Source organism: Bacteroides mediterraneensis (assembly GCF_900128455.1).
GTDB classification, from domain to species: domain Bacteria; phylum Bacteroidota; class Bacteroidia; order Bacteroidales; family Bacteroidaceae; genus Phocaeicola; species Phocaeicola mediterraneensis.
Genome location: NZ_LT635783.1, coordinates 946,094 through 966,822 on the forward strand (window position 1 = coordinate 946,094; position 20,729 = coordinate 966,822).

Consider the following 20,729-nt stretch of genomic DNA (forward strand, 5'->3'; position numbering starts at 1 on the left):
TGTAGAATCATGGAACAGAAAGAAGTCAAATTTAGTTTGGTTTTCCGCGATATGTGGCAGAGTGCCGGAAAATACGTACCGCGTGTAGACCAGTTGGTAAAGGTAGCCCCAGCCATTATTGAAATGGGGTGTTTTGCCCGTGTAGAGACAAACGGGGGAGGTTTTGAACAAGTTAACCTGTTATTCGGGGAGAATCCGAACAAGGCTGTCCGAGAGTGGACGAAGCCTTTTCACGAGGCCGGCATTCAGACGCACATGCTCGACCGTGCGCTGAACGGTTTGCGAATGAGTCCGGTGCCTGCCGATGTACGAAAATTGTTCTATAAGGTCAAGAAAGCACAAGGAACGGACATCACCCGTACGTTCTGCGGACTGAACGATGTGCGCAACATTATCCCTTCTATCGGCTATGCACACGATGCCGGCATGATTTCACAATGCTGTCTTTGCATCACTTATTCTCCTATTCATACCGTGGAATATTACCTGGATATGGCCAAGAAACTGATTGATGCAGGATGCGATGAAATCTGTATCAAGGATATGGCTGGTATCGGCCGTCCGGTGTTCTTGGGTAAATTGGTGGCCGGCATCAAGAAAATCAAGGATATTACGATTCAGTATCACTCACATGCGGGACCCGGTTTCAACATGGCTTCTATTCTGGAAGTCTGCAAGGCCGGTTGTGATTACGTGGATGTAGGTATGGATCCGTTGTCTTGGGGAACCGGACATGCGGATGTCATCAGTGTGCAGGCCATGCTGAAGGATGCGGGCTTCAAGGTGCCGGAAATCAACATGCAGGCTTATATGAAGGTGCGCTCGCTGATTCAGGAATTCATGGACGACTTCCTGGGCTTGTACATCAGTCCGAGAAACCGCTTGATGAACTCTCTGCTCATCGGACCGGGACTGCCGGGCGGTATGATGGGTAGCTTGATGGCCGACCTGGATACCAACTTGGAATCTATCAACAAATACAAGGCAAAACGGAACCTGCCGTTCATGACACAGGATGAACTGCTGATTAAGCTGTTCGATGAAGTGGCTTACGTATGGCCGCGTGTCGGTTATCCGTGTCTGGTCACTCCGTTCAGCCAGTATGTGAAGAACCTGGCCATGATGAACGTCATCCAGATGGAAAAAGGCAAGGAACGCTGGGGCATGATTGCCGATGATATCTGGGACATGATTTTGGGTAAGGCCGGACAGCTTCCGGGCAAACTGGCTCCTGAAATCGTGGAAAAGGCAGAACGCGAAGGCCGTAAGTTCTTTACGGGCAACCCGCAGGACAACTATCCTGACCAGCTGGAGAAATACCGCCAGATGATGTGGGAAAAGAAATGGGAGACCGGACAGGACGACGAGGAACTCTTCGAATATGCCATGCATCCGGCTCAGTATGAAGCCTACAAGAGCGGAAAGGCCAAGGCCGACTTCCTGGAGGATGTGAAGAAGCGTCGTGAAGCCAAGGAAGAAGTTCACATGGCCAACGACCAGACTAAGGTCTTGACGGTAGACGTCAACGGTCAGGCCTATCGGGTAACGGTAGCCTTTGGTGATGTCAATCCGGCCAAACTGGGTGCTCAGGCAGGTGCGGAAGCCGCTCCGGCTGCACAGGTACCGGCCGGCGAAGGAAAGGAAATCCTCTCTCCGCTGGAAGGTAAGTTCTTCCTGACAAAGGGTGCGCAGGAAACACCGGTGAAAGTGGGTGACAAGGTAAATAAAGGTGACGTGATTTGCTACGTGGAGGCAATGAAGACTTACAATGCCATCCGTGCAGAATTCAGTGGAACGGTGACCGCCATTTGTGTAAATTCCGGTGATTCCGTATCAGAAGATGACGTATTAATGAAGATTTTGTGATGGAAGAGATATTAGAAAGATTATATGATATGACCGCTTTCAGCAACATTGCTGCTGACCCGCGGTTTCTCATCATGTATGCCATCGCTTTCGTCCTGCTCTATCTGGGTATCAAGAAACAGTATGAACCGCTGTTGCTGGTGCCCATCGCTTTCGGTGTGTTGCTGGCCAACTTCCCGGGAGGCGACATGGGGGTTGTGCAGGCCGATGAGAACGGAATGGTCATGGTGAACGGTGTGATGAAGAACATCTGGGAAATGCCGCTGCATGAGATTGCGCACGACCTGGGACTGATGAACTTCATTTATTATATGTTGATTAAGACGGGATTCCTGCCCCCGATTATTTTCATGGGTGTGGGTGCGCTGACCGACTTTGGTCCGATGTTGCGTAATCTTCGTCTTTCTATTTTCGGCGCGGCTGCCCAGCTGGGTATTTTTGCCGTACTGCTGGTTTCTATTCTGATGGGCTTCACTCCGAAGGAGGCTGCCTCTCTGGGTATCATCGGAGGTGCCGACGGTCCGACTGCCATCTTTACGACCATTAAGCTGGCTCCGCACTTGCTGGGCCCGATTGCCATTGCGGCTTATTCCTACATGGCCTTGGTACCGGTCATCGTACCGTTGGTGGTACGTATCTGGTGTACGAAGAAGGAGCTGTCCATCAACATGAAGGAACAGGAAAAGAAATATCCTTCGAAGACGGAAATCAAGAACCTGCGGGTACTGAAAATCATTTTCCCGATTGCATGTACCACGATTGTGGCCTTGTTCGTACCGAGTGCAGTGCCTTTGATTGGTATGCTGATGTTCGGTAACCTGGTGAAGGAAATCGGTAGTAACACTTCCCGTTTGTTTGATGCCGCTTCCAACAGCATCATGAATGCAGCTACCATCTTCCTGGGAATCTCCGTGGGTGCGACCATGACGACCGACGCCTTCCTGAACTGGACAACCATCGGTATCGTGGTGGGTGGTTTCCTGGCATTTGCCTTGTCAATCTCAGGTGGTATCTTGTTTGTGAAGGTGGTCAACCTCTTCACCAAGAAGAAAATCAATCCGCTGATTGGAGCTACCGGATTGAGTGCCGTGCCGATGGCCAGCCGTGTAGCCAATGAAATTGCCTTGAAATACGATCCGAAGAACCATGTGTTGCAATACTGCATGGCAAGTAACATTTCCGGTGTAATCGGTTCAGCTGTAGCTGCAGGTGTGCTGATTTCCTTCCTCGGATAAATAGAACAGGATTCTGGTTATAGACGAGATTCCAAAGAGTGCGACAGAAAAAACGCTCTTTGGAATCTTTTTTTGTCATTCTGTTTCATTTTTTTAGTAGATTTTTTCTTACTCAGCAAACTATTTCCCATTTTTGCAAAAAACACAAGAATGACTTAATTCAACGTATGAAAGCTAACCTTTTTAACCTGTATCTGATTTTTTCCTTGTTGTTCGTTTCTTGTCAAAAAGAAGTGGAAATAGTTCCGTTTGAGAATGTCACGCAAAGTGTCACGTTGCCGTCGGTGGAAGGGAAGGAAGCTTCCATCTCATTTACGTGTTCGGGTACGTGGAATGTAACTACGGATGCCACATGGCTGACTCTTTCTCCCCTTTCCGGAGGAGCAGGAGAAAGAAAAGTGACGGTCAGGGTGGTTTCGGAGAATAACTCCAACCAGCTGCGGGAGACTAAAGTGAAACTGACATCCGGAGATGCGGTTTATGAGGTTTCCGTTTCTCAGGAAGTGGGCGATTATGTGTTGCCCGAACAAGGGGAGTATCTGGCGAAGGTGGATGGAGAAAGTCTTGTCATCCGCTTCGAATCGAATGTAGAGATGAAAAATTTGCGGATATATACTCCTTCTGAGCCCGAGAACTGGTTGCGGAAAGAAATATCGACCCGGGCAGTTCCGGCGGGAAAGCATGAGGTTGTATTGAATGTGGCTCCCAATAAAGGAGGGATGTCTCGTTCAGCTTATTTGCTGTTTATGAAAGAAGCCAGTGGGACTCAGAAGAAGCTGGCTACTGTCAAGATTTCTCAACTGGGCGGTCAGGTGCTGGAGTCGGTAGATTTTTCAGCGGATGGGAAAGTGGACATTTTGCAAAGACACACAGAAGGTAAAGGCATACCGGTTGTCTTGATGGGAGATGGATTTGTGGACCAGGAGATAGCGGACGGCATTTACCGTAAGGTGATGGAAACGGCAATGGAGAATTTGTTTTCTGAAGAACCGATAAAGTCGCTTAGGGCTTATTTTGATGTGTTTATGGTTCAGGCTGTGTCCGAAAACAATGATTTCGGAATGGGGTATCAAACGGCATTCAGCTGTAGGTTGGCAGGAGGAAAAGCTGCGACGATTACAGGAGACGACAGCTCTGTACAGGTTTATGTGGGCAAGGCACTGAAGCAAACGGAAAAGAAAAACTGTCTGGCAGTGGTTGTACTCAACACTTCGGCTTATGCGGGAACCACCTATTTCGGCTATCAGGATGAGAAAGGACGGTTTGTGGAGTTTGCTGTTGCCTATTGTCCGGTGGTTGAAGACTTGAAAAGTGAATCTTTCCGCCGGGTCTTGGTGCACGAGGCGATAGGCCATGGTCTTGGAAAGTTGGAGGATGAATATGTTTATCCGGAGAAAGGCAGTATTTCTACGCTTGAAAAGCAGAAGATAAAGACTATGCAGGCCAATGGCTGGTCGCAGAATGTGGGTTTTACGGAGGTAGCTGATTCGGTGTGCTGGGCTCCATTCCTGAAGGATACCCGTTACCAGAACGATGCGCTTGGAGTGTATGAGGGGGGATGTACTTATCCTAAAGGAGTTTATCGTTCGTCGGATGACAGCATGATGAATTCAACGGCATGCGGGTTTAACGCTCCTTCCCGCAAGGCTCTTTATGACAAGGTGATGAAGCTGGGAAAAGAAATGGAACAGGTGGCTTGGGAGGATTTTGTGACGTTCGACAGGTCGCATCTTCCGGAAAAGAAGGCTACCCGTTCGGCACAGGCTGTGGAGCGTCTGGCTCGTCCGGTGTGGACTGGGGACAAACTCCAGTATTAGCCTTTGTACAGGTGTTCACTGATGACCGTCAGGAATTCTTTTCCGTATTTTTCTTTCTTGAATTCACCTATGCCACTGATTTCGCCAAACTCTTCGATGGTTTCCGGCTTTCTGAGTGCCAGCAGGTGCAGTGTCTTGTCGGATAGCACAATGTAAGCGGGGATAGCCAGCTGGTCGGCCAGCTTTTTCCGAAGCTGCCGGAGAGATTCGAACAGTTCCGCATCTTCTTCTTCGAACACGGTTGAGACGAATAATGGTGCCGGAGCGGAGTCCTTGTGCCCTTTGGCGCCTTTCTTTCCGCGGGCGTCCTCTCTTTGGATGACGATCAGCTGTGCGCGTTCCTTTCCGAACAGGACTTTTTTCCCAGCCTCTGTAATTTTCAGATGGTTGCTTTCGTTGTAGGCAATTTCAAAGTATCCCAGGTTCAACATCTGAAGCAGATAGTCTTGCCAGTCTTTTCCGGGTACGTCTCTTCCCACTCCGTAAGTCTTGAGTTTGTCATATCCATTTTCTGTCACTTCGTATGTGGCATATCCTTTGAGGATATCAATCAGTGTACGTGTACCAACTTGCTGGTTGGTACGGGCGATGGCGCTCAAGGCTTTTTGCACGATAATGGTACCGTCAAAACGTTTCGGAGGATTCTTGCACACGTCGCAGTTGCCGCAATCGTGATCCATGGTTTCTCCAAAGTAGTTCAGCAGGATTCTTCGGCGGCAAATGTCGGATTCGGCATACTGCTGCATGCGGTTCAACTTTTCCAGATTGATTCCCTGCTGGTTGCTTTCGGCTGCAAAGCGGGAAAGCATGACGATGTCGCTGAAAGAATAGAAGAGAAGGGTCTCACTGGGCAGGCCGTCACGTCCAGCCCGTCCGATTTCCTGATAAAAGTTTTCGATGCTTTTGGGCAGGTTGTAATGGATGACCCATCGGACGTTGGACTTGTCAATTCCCATTCCGAAGGCGATGGTGGCGCAGATAATCTGGATGCGGTCGTTGATGAAATCATCCTGCGTCATTTCCCGTTGTTCGTTCGATAGCCCGGCGTGATAGACTCCAGCATGAAATCCTTCTTCTTCGAGCAGGCTGGCTACCTTCTCCGTTCCGTTACGGCTCATGCAGTAGATGATGCCGCTTTCTTTCCGGTGGCGTCGCAGGAAGTTGGCAATGGTTTTTATTTTTTCTTTTTGCGGGTAACCTCGTTTTACTTCCAGGCTCAGGTTGGGCCGGTCGAAAGAGGAGATGAAAATCTCCGGATTCCGCATGTTCAGTTGCTGTATGATGTCTTCCCGGGTAATTTTATCGGCGGTAGCGGTCAGGGCTACGACAGGTACCTGTGGAAAATATTGGCGTATCACTTTCAGCTGGGTATATTCCGGGCGGAAGTCATGTCCCCAGTGGGAGATACAGTGGGCTTCATCGATGGCAAACAAGGAAATCTTGATGTCGCGCAGCAGATGGTTGCTTTCAAAGAGCAGTCTCTCGGGAGAGATATAGAGCAGTTTCACCCTTCCTTGTATGCATTCAAAATAGAGCTGGGCGTTGGTGGTCTCGTCGTTGGTACTGTTCAGCGCGCGGGCAATGATGCCGTTGGCCTGTAAAGATTCCACCTGGTCTTTCATGAGAGATATCAGAGGGGAGACCACTACGGTTGTTCCTTCCATCATGAGTGCCGGAAGCTGGTAGCACATGGACTTTCCTCCTCCGGTAGGCATGAGTACCAGTGTGTCTTTTTTCTGTAAGATGGTGGTGATAATTTGCTCCTGAAGCGGACGGAAAGAAGTGTACCCGAAATAAGATTTGAGGGTTTTCAGCATTTGTTCTCTCATGATTTTGAATTTTGTTCACAAAGATAGAGAAAATTTTAAAACCCTGCTGTTTTATGATGGGTTTTGTCTGTGCGTAAAGATTTTTGATAAAGTTTTTGAGGGGATTGTTGTGAAATCGGAAAACTTCTACGACTTTTGTATAGTTATGTGATAAGAATATTTTATTTAGAACGAACTAGAATGAGCACACAAGAGAATTTTAATTATATAGTAGAACAATTTGCCGATTTGCAATTGTTACGCTATCGTGTGACCGGCTTTGAAAATTTATCTTTACGGCAGAAGGAGCTGGTTTATTATTTGTCGCAGGCGGCTTTGGAGGGAAGGGACATCCTTTTCGACCAGAACGGGAAGTATAATCTGCGTATCCGGAAATTGCTGGAAGTGGTTTATACGACTTATACGGGTGACAAGGAGGATACCGAATTTCAGGGACTGGAGGTCTATTTGAAACGGGTGTGGTTCTCCAGTGGAATTTATCACCATTATGCATGTGATAAATTTGTGCCTTCTTTTTCTCCGGAATTTCTCCGGAAATGGATAGGAGAAGCGGATGCCTCACAGCTCCCGTTAAAGGAGGGAGAATCTGTGGAGGAAATGTGTGATGAACTGTTTCCGGTTATTTTCAATCCGCAAGTCATGCCTAAACGGGTAAACCAGGCGGATGGAGAAGACCTGGTGATGACTTCTGCGGCCAACTATTATGAAGGTGTGACGCAGAAAGAGGCTGAAGCATTTTATTCCATCCTGAAAATACCAGGAGACCCTCATCCGGTGATGTATGGCATGAACAGCCGGCTGGTAAAGAAAGACGGGATCTTTCGGGAAGAAGTATGGAAAGTAGGAGGAATGTATGGGGAAGCCATCGAGAAAATCATTGCTTGGCTGGAGAAAGCTGAGGCCGTAGCCGAGAGTGAAGCACAACGTGAGGTGATTCGCTTGTTGGTGGATTTTTACCGCACGGGCGACTTGAAGACTTTTGATGCCTACTCCATCGCTTGGTTGAAAGATACTGCTTCAAAGGTGGATTTTGTCAATGGCTTTATTGAAAGTTACGGTGATCCGTTGGGAATGAAAGCCAGCTGGGAGTCTATTGTGAATTTTAAAGACGAAGAGGCTACCCGGCGTACGGAAATCATCAGCCAAAATGCACAGTGGTTTGAGGACCATTCTCCAGTAGCTTTAGCTTTTAAAAAGGAAGTGGTGACGGGCGTTTCGGCCAAGGTCATTACGGCTGCCATGTTAGGAGGAGATTTGTATCCGAGTTCAGCTATTGGTATCAATTTACCTAATTCGAACTGGATTCGCAGTCGTCATGGTTCCAAGTCGGTGACAATCGGAAACTTGACGGATGCTTACAACAAGGCGGCCAAAGGAAATGGTTTCCGGGAAGAATTTGTATACAGTCAGACTGAGCGAGATTTGTTGGAGAAATATGCTGATATTACGAGTGAACTGCATACGGATTTGCACGAATGTGTGGGGCATGGTTCTGGCAGATTGATTCCGGGAGTTGACCCGGATGCCTTGAAAGCCTATGGTTCTACGATTGAAGAAGCTCGTGCCGATTTGTTCGGCCTGTATTATCTGGCTGATAAAAAGCTGGTGGAGCTGGGATTGACTCCTGATGAAGAAGCCTATAAAGCTGAATATTATGCCTATATGATGAACGGACTTCTCACTCAGATGGTACGCATTGAACCGGGTCGTGATTTGGAAGAGGCACACATGCGTAATCGTCAGTTGATTGCCCGTTGGGCTCTTGAATATGGGAAGTCGATGAATGTCGTGGAACTGGTGCAGAAGGAAGGCAAGACGTATGTAAAAGTCAATGATTATCTTCAGTTGCGTGGGCTTTTTGGGATGTTGTTGAGCAAGATTCAGCGTATCAAGAGCGAAGGTAATTATGAAGCAGCTCGTGCTTTGGTGGAAAAATATGGTGTGAAACTGGATGCGTCGCTTCACGAAGAAGTGCTGGCCCGTTACCGTGCCTTGCATCTGGCTCCCTACAAGGGGTTTGTCAATCCCGTGTATCGTCCTGAATACGATGCGGAGGGCCGGATTGTAGATGTGAAAGTAGATTATACAGAAGGTTATACGGAGCAGATGCTTCGTTATGGACGCGATTATTCTAATTTAAAAATTAAACGATGACAGAAGCAGAAATACATGAAACGATAAGGGAAATCAAGTCGAAGTTCCGTTTGTTTATGAATGGAGTGGTTTCTCAAAGCATGCGGGAGAAAGGGTTTGATTATAAATTGAATTTTGGTATTGAATATCCACGTATTAAAGAGATTGCGGCAGGATACGAGCCTAATCATGAACTGGCCCAGGCGTTATGGAAGGAGAATATCCGTGAGTGTAAAATAATGGCCGGTTTGCTCCAGCCTGTAGAAACCTTTTATCGGGAAATTGCAGAAATATGGATAGAAGACATGCACTATCCGGAACTGGCTGAATATACCGTGATGAATCTTTTCCAGCGTTTGCCATACGCTTCGGAGGTGGTTTTCCCATGGATGGCCGACGAACGTGAATATTTCCAGCTTTGCGGGTATCTGTTGATGGCCCGTCTGCTGATGAAAGGATGGACATTGAACGAGCGGGCAGAGGAGGAATTCTTGGACCAGGCTTTTACCGTATTGGAAGGAGATTCAGATATGCGCAATGTGGCGGGAAAGGCGGTTTGTAAATTTGCCTTGCAGTCAAAAACTAATGCACGCAAGGTACTCCGCATGTTGGGAAATCTCATAAAATCTTCAAAACCTGAGGTCCGTATGGTGGCTGAAGAATTAAAAAATGAGATAGAATATAGCCTGTAATCTTTCTAAATTACTCAAAAAAATATAACTTTGACCGCTGAACGATTATTGGGATGGAAGAAAATATAAAAGATACAGTCAAGCAAATCCTTACGGAGTATTTGCAGAAGAACGGACATCGGAAGACGCCTGAACGTTATGCCATACTTGAGACGATTTATTCCATCAAAGGGCATTTTGATGTGGATGAGTTGTATAGCTATATGGCGGAAAAGGAGAAGTTCCGGGTGAGTCGTGCTACCCTGTATAATACCATCATTTTACTTATAGATGCCGGATTGGTCATTAAGCACCAGTTTGGCAATACTTCCCAGTATGAACGCTCGTATAACAATGAAACCCATCATCACATGATTTGTACCAGCTGTGGAAAGGTGTCAGAGTTTGAAGATGAAAACCTGAAACAGGCGATTGCGCAGACAAAGCTGAAGGGATTTTATGCTTCGCATTACTCCTTATACATCTATGGCTTGTGCAACAAGTGCATGGCGGCGAAACGGAAGAAGAAATAATACCAAAGAATATATAAAACAAAAAGAATCATGAAAGTAGATGTTTTGCTAGGTTTACAGTGGGGCGACGAAGGAAAAGGTAAAGTAGTCGATGTGTTGACTCCCCGTTATGATGTGGTGGCCCGTTTTCAGGGAGGCCCGAATGCCGGACATACTCTTGAGTTTGAAGGTCAGAAATATGTGCTCCGTTCTATTCCTTCTGGAATTTTTCAGGGTGATAAGGTGAATATTATTGGAAATGGAGTGGTGCTTGATCCGGCTTTGTTCAAGGCGGAAGCAGAAGCTTTGGAGGCAAGCGGACATCCGTTGAAAGAACGTTTGCACATTTCCAAGAAAGCCCATCTGATTCTTCCTACCCACCGTATCCTGGATGCTGCATACGAAGCTGCCAAAGGTGCGTCTAAAGTAGGAACTACCGGAAAAGGCATTGGCCCTACCTATACTGACAAAGTGAGCCGTAACGGATTGCGTGTGGGTGACATCCTGCATAACTTTGAAGCAAAATATGCTGCGGCCAAGGCTCGTCATGAAGCCATCTTGAAGAGTTTGAATTATGAATATGATATTACAGAACTTGAAAAACAATGGATGGAAGGTATTGAATACCTTCGTCAGTTCCATTTGGTAGACAGCGAGCATGAAGTGAACCGTCTGCTGAATGAAGGCAAGTCTGTACTTTGTGAAGGTGCTCAGGGGACCATGCTGGATGTAGATTTTGGTTCTTATCCTTTTGTGACTTCTTCCAATACCATTTGTGCCGGTGCTTGTACAGGACTGGGATTGGGTCCTAACAAAATCGGTGAAGTGTATGGTATCATGAAAGCTTATTGTACACGTGTGGGGTCAGGTCCGTTCCCTACCGAACTTTTCGATGAAACTGGTAAGACAATCCGTGATTTGGGGCATGAATATGGAGCTGTGACAGGTCGTGAACGTCGTTGCGGATGGATTGACTTGGTTGCCTTGCGTTATGCGATTATGATTAACGGGGTTACTCAGTTGATTTTGATGAAGAGCGATGTGCTGGACGGTTTTGACACTATCAAGGCGTGTGTGGCGTATAATGTGAATGGGGAAGAAATCGATTATTTCCCGTTTGATATTACAGAAGGAGTAGAACCGGTATATGCAGAGCTTCCGGGCTGGAAGACTGATATGACTAAGATGACGAGTGAGGATGAATTCCCTGAAGAATTCAATGCGTATATCACTTTCTTGGAAGAACAGTTGGGAACTCCGATTAAGATTGTGTCTGTAGGTCCCGACCGTGAACAGACAATCGAACGTTACGTGGATTGATTTATTTATCTGAATAAATTGGGAAAGCCATCCTTTTAAGGATGGCTTTTTTTGTTCTTTTAATGAAGCTGATTATGTCTTAATTCTTTTGTTGTTTCTAGCTTTTTGATAGGTGTAATTATCTATATATTGCTTTTTGATTTTGTTTTTATCTCACGGCTTTTATTGTTATCTTTTGTTTATTCTCTTTGTTTTTCTTGCTGTTTATATTATTGGTTGTTGTATTAAAGATGAATTGATATTCGTTTTGATATGTCGTTTTGGTGTTTTTTATTATTTTTCTGTGATATTTTGTTATTTGTTTGATTAAATATATATCTTTGTGGTGTTGTTAATTAGCTTTAATGTGTGTTTATAATGTATTTTATTAACTAAACGAGATTTATTTATGTTTAATCAAAGGAGGGATTTATGAAAAGGAAACTTACATTGATGCTGACCTTTCTGTTTGTATGGATGGGAGTAGCATGGTCGCAAGGATTAACGGTGAAAGGTGTGGTGACTTCAGAAGAAGACGGGCTTCCTATTGTAGGAGCATCAGTGCTGGTGAAAGGTACTACCCAAGGAACCATTACCGATGTGGATGGTAATTTTGAGATTTCAGGTGTGAAGGCTGGAAGCAAGACCTTAATTGTTTCATTTGTAGGAATGAAAAGTCAGGAGGTAGCGATAAAGCCCAATATGAAGATTGTATTGCAGTCGGATACGGAAACCTTGGATGAGGTAGTGGTTACCGCAATGGGTATTTCAAGAGAGAAGAAAGCATTAGGATATGCCTTGCAAGAAGTGAAATCGGATGAAATTACTCAAGCTGCACAGTTGAATGTGGCTAATGCACTTTCGGGAAAGATTGCCGGAATACAGATTACTTCGCAAGGTGGACAGGTCGGAGCCTCTCAAAATATTGTAATCCGTGGTAATTCTTCATTCGGAAACAATGCACCTTTGATTGTAGTGGATGGTGTGCCTGTACAGAACGATAACGGAACCGGTTCAGATGTCAATCTGGGTTCAGGTTTGAATGATATTAATCCGGAAGATATTGAATCCATATCGGTATTGAAAGGTGGTTCGGCAGCCCTTTATGGTATGCGTGCCGGAAACGGTGTTATCCTTATCACAACCAAGTCGGGTAAAAAAGATAAAGGTGTACAGATATCGTATGACGGAAGTTTTACGGTTGACCAGATTTATAACTTGCCAAAACTTCAGAACAAATACGGGCAGGGATATTACGGCAGTGAGTTCGACTGGAAAGAAGGAGGTTACAGCGATATTATGTCATACGCCGACTTTGCCGTAGAGCATGGATTCTCCTACTACGATGGTATGGGAAATGGGGTGAATGACAACGCCGACGAGTCTTGGGGACCGCGTTTGGATATCGGTCTGATGATTCCACAATATAATAGTCCGGTTGTTAACGGTGTGCGCCAAGCTACTCCGTGGGTGTCTCATCCGGACAATATCAAAGATTTCTTTGAAACTGGTTACTCACAGAGCCACATGATTTCATTGACTACTTCCAATGAAAGATCATCAACTCGTGCTTCGCTGGGATTCCGCGACCAGAAAGGTACTACACCCAACACAGACCAAAAACGTTACTCTATTGCCATAAACTCGAAAATGAGTGTAAACAAGTATCTTGACTTTGATTTGTCTGCAAACTTTGTCCGCACGAAGAGTGACAATCTTCCTGGAACCGGATACAGCGGCTCAAACGTACTGCAGTCATTGCTGCAATGGCATGGACGCCAGATTGACATACAGGATTTGAAGGCAAATTATGACCAAAAGGACGAGATGGGTAATTATACTCATTACAACTGGCAGCAGGCTTATGCCATGAACCCGTACTGGGTGTTGAACCATAACTTGAACAAATATACCCGTGACCGTTTCTATGGCAAGTCTTCTATTTTTATCAAGCCTACTGACTGGTTGAAGTTTGAAGGACGCCTTGGTTTTGATCATTTTGATTCAAACCAGCTGTCTAATATAGAATGGAGCGTTGATTACCCGGATGGATATTTCCGTAATTATGATCGTCGTACCACGGAAATCAATGCTGATTTCATCGGTTACTTCACCAAGCAATTCGGTGACCTCAATGTGAATGCGTTGGCTGGAGCTAACTATCGTGATTATGCGTATGAAATCAATACAATAGGGGCTGACCAGTTGACCGTCCCCGGGCTTTATACCGTGGCGAATGCAAAAGGAACAGCTTATACTGCACAGAACCATGAGACACGGCGTTCGAACTCTGTGTACGCCAACCTTTCATTGGGGTGGAAAAATCAGCTTTATGCGGATATCAGTGTGCGTAACGATTGGGATTCTACCATTAAGGATGCATTCTTCTATCCGTCATTTAGCGGTAGCTGGATTTTGACAGAAACACTTCCGATGCTGACCAGTGGGGGTATTCTCAATTTCCTGAAACTTCGTGGTGGATGGGCTAAAATCGGTAATGCAACAGATCCATACGTATCTAACTCATATTATTCAGTCATATCTGCACCGTTTAACGGTACTACGCTTTACTACAATCCTACGACTTATCCCGCACGTAATCTGCGCCCTGAAATGATAAAGACATGGGAAGTCGGTCTTGAGGCAAGCTTGTTGGATAATCGTATTCACTTCGATGGAGCTTATTACCAGAAGGTTACTACCGATCAGATTATGCAAGCCAATGTCGCAACTTCCACTGGTTATAGTTCTATGTATATCAATGCGGGTAAGGTAAGCAACAAAGGTGTTGAACTTCAGTTGTCGGCCGATATTTTCCGTAATCCAAAAGGCTTCAGCTGGACTACCACATTAAACTGGGCAAAGGATAAAAGCCGTATCGACGAACTTTATACTGATCCTGTTACCGGACAGAAACTGGACGCTTATGAAATCGGAAGCAGCTGGAGCTGTACCAGCTATGCAATACCTGGTGAAAGCTGGGGAACACTTGTGGGAACAGGATATGTATATAATGACGATGGTTCCATTCGGGTAGAAAACGGAATGCCGGTATATGAGAGTGCAAAAAAGATTGGAAATGTAAGTCCGGACTGGCTGGCTGGCTGGAGCAACGAATTTACTTACAAAGACTGGAGTTTCGGGTTCTTGCTTGACTTCCGCAAAGGGGGAGACGTTTACTCTATCTCACAGGCTTTTGGTACACAGACAGGTATATATGATTTTACTGCAGCGGGAGATATTCGTGAAAACGGTGTTATTGCAGGTAAGAACGTGTTGACCGACAAAGTGTTCAAGACAGCCGACGGTAAAATCAATGATGTGGCAGTGAATGCGGAAGACTTCTTCTATAACTTCTATACCATCTGTGAAATGTCAGTCTTTGATGGTTCTTACTTGAAGTTGCGTGAAGCACATCTTACTTATACTTTCCCTAAACAGTTGTTGAAGAATACATTCATCAAATCAGCGAAAATTTCATTGGTTGGAACAAACTTGGCACTGTTATGGGTACATAGTTCGAACCTCACTCACCTTGATCCGGAATCTACAACGGGTTCAAGCAATGGAGACGTAGGCTTCGAATCAAACTCTTACCCTCCTTCACGAAGCATCGGTTTAAAATTAGGAGTAACATTCTGATAAAATTAATTTAAAAGGAACTGACTATATGAAAAGATATATTAAGAAAATCACCATGGCATTCATGGCTGGAGCTTTAATTTGGAGTGCTACCGGATGTACGAACTCGTTCGAGGAAATCAACCAAGACCCGGACAATGCAACCAATGTTCCAAATGGGAACCTTCTTGCTTATGTTATTTACTACACTTCCTATCGATTCAATGACCGCTGGTTTGCGATGGATGAGCCTATGACTTTCTGCGGTTATGCGGCAAAGATGAGTTACATCGATGAATCGCGTTACAGCTATCGTACGAATATACAAGACAACAACTGGGAATATGTATATCGTATCCTGAATAATGTGATGGATTTGCAGGGACGTGCTACGTCCGGTTCGAATCTTCTGAATGTGGCCAAAGTGATGGAAGTAACTGTCATGCAGGTCGCTACCGACAGATGGCGTGACGTTCCTTACAGCGATGCCGTAAAAATGAGTGAAGGTATTCTTACTCCTAAATACGATAAGCAGGAAGATATTTATCCGGCCTTGCTTGCGAAGTTGAAAGAAGCTGCCGATGGTTTCGCCAGCAATGAGGGAACCGATGATATCAGCGATGGTGATTTATTGTTTGGTGGGGATATCACCAAATGGCAGAAGTATTGCAATTCACTGCGCCTTCGTTTGGCTATCCGCATATCTGAGGTAAGCCCTGAGCTGGCACAATCAACAGTTGAGGAAGTGTTGGGTGATCCTTCACGCTATCCGATTATGGACTCTAATGATGACAATGCATTCTTCTGGTGGCAGGGGTCCGATTCCAACTTTTTCGAGCCGATAGCCGACCAGTATCGTACACGTAAAACGGAATATTGTGCGTCCGACGTGATGGTCGACAATTTGTTGGCGGCCAACGATCCCCGTATTGGCATTTATTTCACTCCTACGCCGGCCAGTCAAACGGAGGGTGATGATGATTATACCGATGGAACTCCTGTGTATAGAGGATATACTATCGGAGCTTCCTCCAACGCTGTTTCTAAGTTATACTCGGTATGGAATTATAAATACGGGCAGGACTTAGGAGGATTTTCTCCTTGGATGCGTGTAGCCGAAGTGTATTTCCATATTGCTGAGGCTGCCATGCTGAACTATGATACTGGTAGTTACGGTACTGCGGCAGCCAACTATGAAAAAGCCGTGCGTTTTTCTATGGTTGAAAATGAAGTAAGTGATGCAGACGCAGCCGAGTACTTGGAAAATGGAGGTAAATTTGATAATACGTTAAAGAAAATATGGTATGAAGAATGGGTCGCTATGTTTAAGCAGGCGATGGAAGGTTGGTCGTTGTACCGACGTACGGGAGTTCCTGAAAACAACTATATTGCTCCAGGGCGTCCTGCTCAGTACGCAAACCATAATGTGCCCCCATTGCGTTCGCCGTATCCTTCAACCGAACTGAATTTGAACGCGGCCAACAATGCACCTTATAATGCTGAAGTCGTGGATAACTTATGGGGTAAACCTATGTGGTGGGACACCAGAGAGGGTGTATATTAATCCTACTCTTAAAGTTTACATTGGACAGAGGCTATCATTTTTAGTAGACACTAATGTATATGTCTCTCTTTTAATTTGCATTTTGAAGGGGTTTCTCAGTGATGAGAGGCCTCTTTTTTATTTTATGAAATTTGTTAACCACTTTGAATATTGTTCTTTAGTGGTTAATATATGTTGTAAAACATGGTTTTTAAGTCTTAGGTTTTGCAATTCCAAATAAAATAAATACTTTTGCACTGTGTTTTTCATAGTATTAGATTTAAGGTTAACAAAGGTTGGAGTTCAGCGGAACTCCTTTTTTTATGTCCTTATGTGAGGTTTCCTTTTTCCTGATGCTTGAACTGTCTTTATCTGTCTGTTTTCCTGAATGTTTTTTGTAAGCCGTTTTTTTCAGTTTTTCCCATGAGTGGCCTTTCCGTTCTTTCCTTGTACCTTGTAAGCGGTCCGTTTGTTTTCCCTTTATGCGTGCTGTATTCTAGTAATGTCGGTAGGATAACCTTCCGCTGCCTTTATGTTTTCCATGTTTCCGGTAGGGGAGCCGTACGTTTTCCTGCCGTGAAACGTAGGTTTCCGACGGGGAAAACGTATGTTTCCCGGTAGAAAAACATAAAAACTATCGGGAGTCTTGGGAAAGAATGTGCCTGTGGTTTTAAATTATCGGGGTGATTCAGGTTGTGCTGCATGGAAAAATCACGGTTTAGGTTGTGAATATGTAGCTCCGTTTCCAGTTTTTCAGGAAATTTTTTTCGGATTTCCTGCCTTTCGGGAAAGGAATTCCGGTCGGGATTTCCCAGCGGGGCGAAGAAAAAGGTTGTCAGATTTATTTTTTTTCGTCTTCCGATTGGCATGAAAATGGTCATATCCGGGAAATTTATGTCCTTTGGATGACATAAAATTGGCAGTTCCTGGGACGTTTCTGTTCTCCGGCTGGCATAAAAATGACTGTTTCCGGGAAACAGATCCGGAAGACCATGGATTTTTTGGGGGGTCAGAAACGAATTCTTTTCAGTTTTTTCTCCGCCCTTTGAAAAAATACAGCCCAAGTATGGATAGATTTTTCTGTGTCTCCATCGGTTTTTCCCGTTGCATGACGGTTGTTCAGCCGGTTTCTTCGTGTGTGCAGCTGCAAGTTCTGCGCGTACATGTTCTTCTTTTTCGTGTACATGTATGTGCGCTCGCTCGCGCCCGCGCGAAATATATAATGTAGCCATGTTCCCGTCCGTTTTCGGAAGTGTTGGAAAAACATGTCCTGCAACACATTCTGTTTCAGCGACTTATAAAAATCTTCAAAAATTTTTGAAAAAAAGAGTGTGATAAAAGTTGCGGAAGCGGAAAAAGTGCGTACCTTTGCAACCGCTTTCGAGAGGGAGAGCCGCTGAGAATGACAGACTGGTGAAGAGAGGCAGACTTTCAAAGGCGCTGCACCCGAGTATCTTACCTTGCAAGGACGCAAGGGAGCGAGAAACGGATAAGCCCCGCGAGGTCATCCCGAGAAACTTTTTCGAAAAAAAACTTTCGGAAAAATTTGGAGGGGAAGAAAAAACGCCTTACCTTTGCAAACGCTTTCCCGTTGAAACGGGAGCACGAAAGAAAGATAGTTCTTTGAAAGACTTTAGATAAACAAACGAAGATGTAGTACAAGAAGTAGTCTTATATATAATGTATATATGGGATGAAACAAGAACCGTCAATAACCTGAAAAGGATATAGAAATCGGTTTCCTGGAACAGAATCAACAATACCCGCAAGGGTAAGAAAATATTTTACAATGAAGAGTTTGATCCTGGCTCAGGATGAACGCTAGCTACAGGCTTAACACATGCAAGTCGAGGGGCAGCATGAACTTAGCTTGCTAAGTTTGATGGCGACCGGCGCACGGGTGAGTAACGCGTATCCAACCTTCCGCTTACTCGGGAATAGCCTTTCGAAAGAAAGATTAATACCCGATGGTATCTTAAGCGCACATGCAAATAAGATTAAAGATTTATCGGTAAGCGATGGGGATGCGTTCCATTAGATAGTAGGCGGGGTAACGGCCCACCTAGTCGACGATGGATAGGGGTTCTGAGAGGAAGGTCCCCCACATTGGAACTGAGACACGGTCCAAACTCCTACGGGAGGCAGCAGTGAGGAATATTGGTCAATGGGCGCGAGCCTGAACCAGCCAAGTAGCGTGAAGGATGAAGGTCCTACGGATTGTAAACTTCTTTTATAAGGGAATAAAGTCACCCACGTGTGGGTGTTTGTATGTACCTTATGAATAAGCATCGGCTAACTCCGTGCCAGCAGCCGCGGTAATACGGAGGATGCGAGCGTTATCCGGATTTATTGGGTTTAAAGGGAGCGTAGACGGGTCGTTAAGTCAGCTGTGAAAGTTTGAGGCTCAACCTTAAAATTGCAGTTGATACTGGCGTCCTTGAGTACGGTTGAGGCAGGCGGAATTCGTGGTGTAGCGGTGAAATGCTTAGATATCACGAAGAACCCCGATTGCGAAGGCAGCCTGCTAAGCCGCGACTGACGTTGAGGCTCGAAAGTGTGGGTATCAAACAGGATTAGATACCCTGGTAGTCCACACGGTAAACGATGGATACTCGCTGTTGGCGATAGACTGTCAGCGGCTTAGCGAAAGCGTTAAGTATCCCACCTGGGGAGTACGCCGGCAACGGTGAAACTCAAAGGAATTGACGGGGGCCCGCACAAGCGGAGGAACATGTGGTTTAATTCGATGATACGCGAGGAACCTTACCCGGGCTTGAATTGCAGACGAATTGCTTGGAAACAGGCAAGCCGCAAGGCGTCTGTGAAGGTGCTGCATGGTTGTCGTCAGCTCGTGCCGTGAGGTGTCGGCTTAAGTGCCATAACGAGCGCAACCCTCGTGTCCAGTTACTATCAGGTGAAGCTGAGGACTCTGGACAGACTGCCATCGTAAGATGTGAGGAAGGTGGGGATGACGTCAAATCAGCACGGCCCTTACGTCCGGGGCTACACACGTGTTACAATGGGGGGTACAGAAGGCAGCTACCGGGCGACCGGATGCCAATCCCGAAAGCCTCTCTCAGTTCGGACTGGAGTCTGCAACCCGACTCCACGAAGCTGGATTCGCTAGTAATCGCGCATCAGCCACGGCGCGGTGAATACGTTCCCGGGCCTTGTACACACCGCCCGTCAAGCCATGAAAGCCGGGGGTACCTGAAGTGCGTAACCGCAAGGAGCGCCCTAGGGTAAAACTGGTAATTGGGGCTAAGTCGTAACAAGGTAGCCGTACCGGAAGGTGCGGCTGGAACACCTCCTTTCTGGAGAGGGACCGACGAAGGTTCTTGCCTTGTGCTGCAGATGAGTTTGTTTTTCGATATAAGAAGAGAGAAAGATGAAGCCGAGTCGGAACGGACGAGGTTGAACTGAATCACACAGTCAATAGTTTGGTTTTCGCTTTTAACTGTTAACTTTTAACTATTAACTGACACAGTCCTATAGCTCAGTTGGTTAGAGCGCTACACTGATAATGTAGAGGTCGGCAGTTCAACTCTGCCTGGGACTACCTCGAAAGAAGGGAGCGAAAAAAACTTCCTTAAAATTTTGCAGGAACGAAGGGAAATGCTTACCTTTGCAGCCGCAAAAAAACGGGGGATTAGCTCAGCTGGCTAGAGCACCTGCTTTGCACGCAGGGGGTCAACGGTTCGAATCCGTTATTCTCCACTTGAAGGGTTAAAAGGCAAGAGTTGGAAATTAAAAGTGATTTTAACTGTTAACTATTAACTTTTAACTGAAGAAACGGTCTATGACATGATGTAACAAGCAAAAAGTAATTTTAGTACGAAAGCTAAAAGTATATATCATCCCGCACCCGTCGAAAGACGGAATGTGCACGTGATAAGGAAAGTAGGAAAGGGCGCATGGCGGATGCCTTGGCTCTCGGAGGCGATGAAGGACGTGATAAGCTGCGATAAGCCGCGGGGAGGTGCAAATAACCTTTGATCCGCGGATTTCCGAATGGGACAACCCGTTATCTTGAAGAGATAACATCCATCTTCAGATGGAGGCTAACGCAGGGAACTGAAACATCTTAGTACCTGCAGGAAAAGAAAATAACAATGATTCCCCCAGTAGTGGCGAGCGAACGGGGAACAGCCCAAACCTCAGATGTTACGGCATCTGAGGGGTTGTAGGACCGCGACATCGCAA

The 20,729-nt window shown here is 45.8% G+C and carries 10 protein-coding genes, 2 tRNA genes, 1 rRNA gene and 1 other annotated feature (1 of these 14 cut by a window edge); of the genes, 12 read left to right on the plus strand and 1 reads right to left on the minus strand.

Annotation, left to right across the window (positions count from 1 at the left end; translation table 11 throughout):
* Positions 1 to 9: 9 nt before the first annotated feature.
* The 3 genes from BQ7480_RS03765 (at position 10) to BQ7480_RS03775 (ending at position 4,918) form a co-directional block, all read left to right on the plus strand.
* A complete protein-coding gene (locus BQ7480_RS03765; RefSeq protein ID WP_072541784.1) occupies positions 10 to 1,866 on the plus strand; it encodes a biotin/lipoyl-containing protein in 1,857 nt (618 codons plus the stop codon).
* Positions 1,866 to 3,101 carry a sodium ion-translocating decarboxylase subunit beta gene (locus BQ7480_RS03770; protein ID WP_072541785.1) on the plus strand — a complete coding sequence of 412 codons (1,236 nt, stop codon included), beginning with the start codon at positions 1,866 to 1,868 and terminating at the stop codon, positions 3,099 to 3,101. Before BQ7480_RS03765 ends, BQ7480_RS03770 begins: the two co-directional genes overlap by 1 nt.
* 167 nt (positions 3,102 to 3,268) lie before the next feature.
* A complete protein-coding gene (locus BQ7480_RS03775; protein WP_072541786.1) occupies positions 3,269 to 4,918 on the plus strand; it encodes a M64 family metallopeptidase in 1,650 nt (549 codons plus the stop codon).
* Here the strand turns inward: BQ7480_RS03775 and recQ are convergent.
* On the minus strand, positions 4,915 to 6,735 hold the full coding sequence (gene recQ, locus BQ7480_RS03780) for a DNA helicase RecQ (protein WP_072543885.1): 1,821 nt from the start codon (positions 6,733 to 6,735) through the stop codon (positions 4,915 to 4,917). The two genes, BQ7480_RS03775 and recQ, sit on opposite strands and share 4 nt — an antisense overlap.
* Before the next feature lie 192 nt (positions 6,736 to 6,927).
* On the opposite strand from recQ, the gene BQ7480_RS03785 reads away from it, so the two are divergent.
* The 9 genes from BQ7480_RS03785 (at position 6,928) to BQ7480_RS03830 (ending at position 20,243) form a co-directional block, all read left to right on the plus strand.
* A complete protein-coding gene (locus tag BQ7480_RS03785; RefSeq protein WP_072541787.1) occupies positions 6,928 to 8,901 on the plus strand; it encodes a dipeptidyl-peptidase 3 family protein in 1,974 nt (657 codons plus the stop codon).
* Entirely contained in the window at positions 8,898 to 9,572 is a 675-nt protein-coding gene (locus BQ7480_RS03790; protein WP_072541788.1) for a DNA alkylation repair protein, read from the plus strand. The genes BQ7480_RS03785 and BQ7480_RS03790 overlap by 4 nt, the downstream gene beginning before the upstream one ends.
* Positions 9,573 to 9,625: 53 nt before the next feature.
* Positions 9,626 to 10,084, plus strand: a complete 459-nt coding sequence (locus BQ7480_RS03795; protein WP_072541789.1) for a Fur family transcriptional regulator — start codon at positions 9,626 to 9,628, stop codon at positions 10,082 to 10,084.
* 30 nt (positions 10,085 to 10,114) lie between these two features.
* On the plus strand, positions 10,115 to 11,383 hold the full coding sequence (locus tag BQ7480_RS03800) for an adenylosuccinate synthase (RefSeq protein WP_022353512.1): 1,269 nt from the start codon (positions 10,115 to 10,117) through the stop codon (positions 11,381 to 11,383).
* Between the two features lie 411 nt (positions 11,384 to 11,794).
* A complete protein-coding gene (locus tag BQ7480_RS03805) occupies positions 11,795 to 15,004 on the plus strand; it encodes a SusC/RagA family TonB-linked outer membrane protein (RefSeq protein ID WP_072541790.1) in 3,210 nt (1,069 codons plus the stop codon).
* Between the two features lie 28 nt (positions 15,005 to 15,032).
* Positions 15,033 to 16,547, plus strand: a complete 1,515-nt coding sequence (locus tag BQ7480_RS03810; RefSeq protein ID WP_072541791.1) for a SusD/RagB family nutrient-binding outer membrane lipoprotein — start codon at positions 15,033 to 15,035, stop codon at positions 16,545 to 16,547.
* 1,765 nt (positions 16,548 to 18,312) lie between these two features.
* Positions 18,313 to 19,840: ribosomal RNA gene (locus BQ7480_RS03820) — 16S ribosomal RNA — on the plus strand.
* 171 nt (positions 19,841 to 20,011) lie between these two features.
* Positions 20,012 to 20,085, plus strand: a tRNA-Ile gene (locus tag BQ7480_RS03825).
* A gap of 84 nt (positions 20,086 to 20,169) precedes the next feature.
* Positions 20,170 to 20,243, plus strand: a tRNA-Ala gene (locus tag BQ7480_RS03830).
* Between the two features lie 177 nt (positions 20,244 to 20,420).
* Positions 20,421 to 20,729, plus strand: a sequence feature (mutual gap in cmsearch alignment for this rRNA model is longer than 100); it runs 1,121 nt beyond the window's last position.

Coding starts and splice junctions, on each gene's coding strand:
- BQ7480_RS03765 (WP_072541784.1), top strand. CDS start 10: ATGGAACAGAAAGAAGTCAAATTTAGTTTGGTTTTCCGCGATATGTGG.
- BQ7480_RS03770 (WP_072541785.1), top strand. CDS start 1,866: ATGGAAGAGATATTAGAAAGATTATATGATATGACCGCTTTCAGCAAC.
- BQ7480_RS03775 (WP_072541786.1), top strand. CDS start 3,269: ATGAAAGCTAACCTTTTTAACCTGTATCTGATTTTTTCCTTGTTGTTC.
- recQ (WP_072543885.1), bottom strand. CDS start 6,735: ATGCTGAAAACCCTCAAATCTTATTTCGGGTACACTTCTTTCCGTCCG.
- BQ7480_RS03785 (WP_072541787.1), top strand. CDS start 6,928: ATGAGCACACAAGAGAATTTTAATTATATAGTAGAACAATTTGCCGAT.
- BQ7480_RS03790 (WP_072541788.1), top strand. CDS start 8,898: ATGACAGAAGCAGAAATACATGAAACGATAAGGGAAATCAAGTCGAAG.
- BQ7480_RS03795 (WP_072541789.1), top strand. CDS start 9,626: ATGGAAGAAAATATAAAAGATACAGTCAAGCAAATCCTTACGGAGTAT.
- BQ7480_RS03800 (WP_022353512.1), top strand. CDS start 10,115: ATGAAAGTAGATGTTTTGCTAGGTTTACAGTGGGGCGACGAAGGAAAA.
- BQ7480_RS03805 (WP_072541790.1), top strand. CDS start 11,795: ATGAAAAGGAAACTTACATTGATGCTGACCTTTCTGTTTGTATGGATG.
- BQ7480_RS03810 (WP_072541791.1), top strand. CDS start 15,033: ATGAAAAGATATATTAAGAAAATCACCATGGCATTCATGGCTGGAGCT.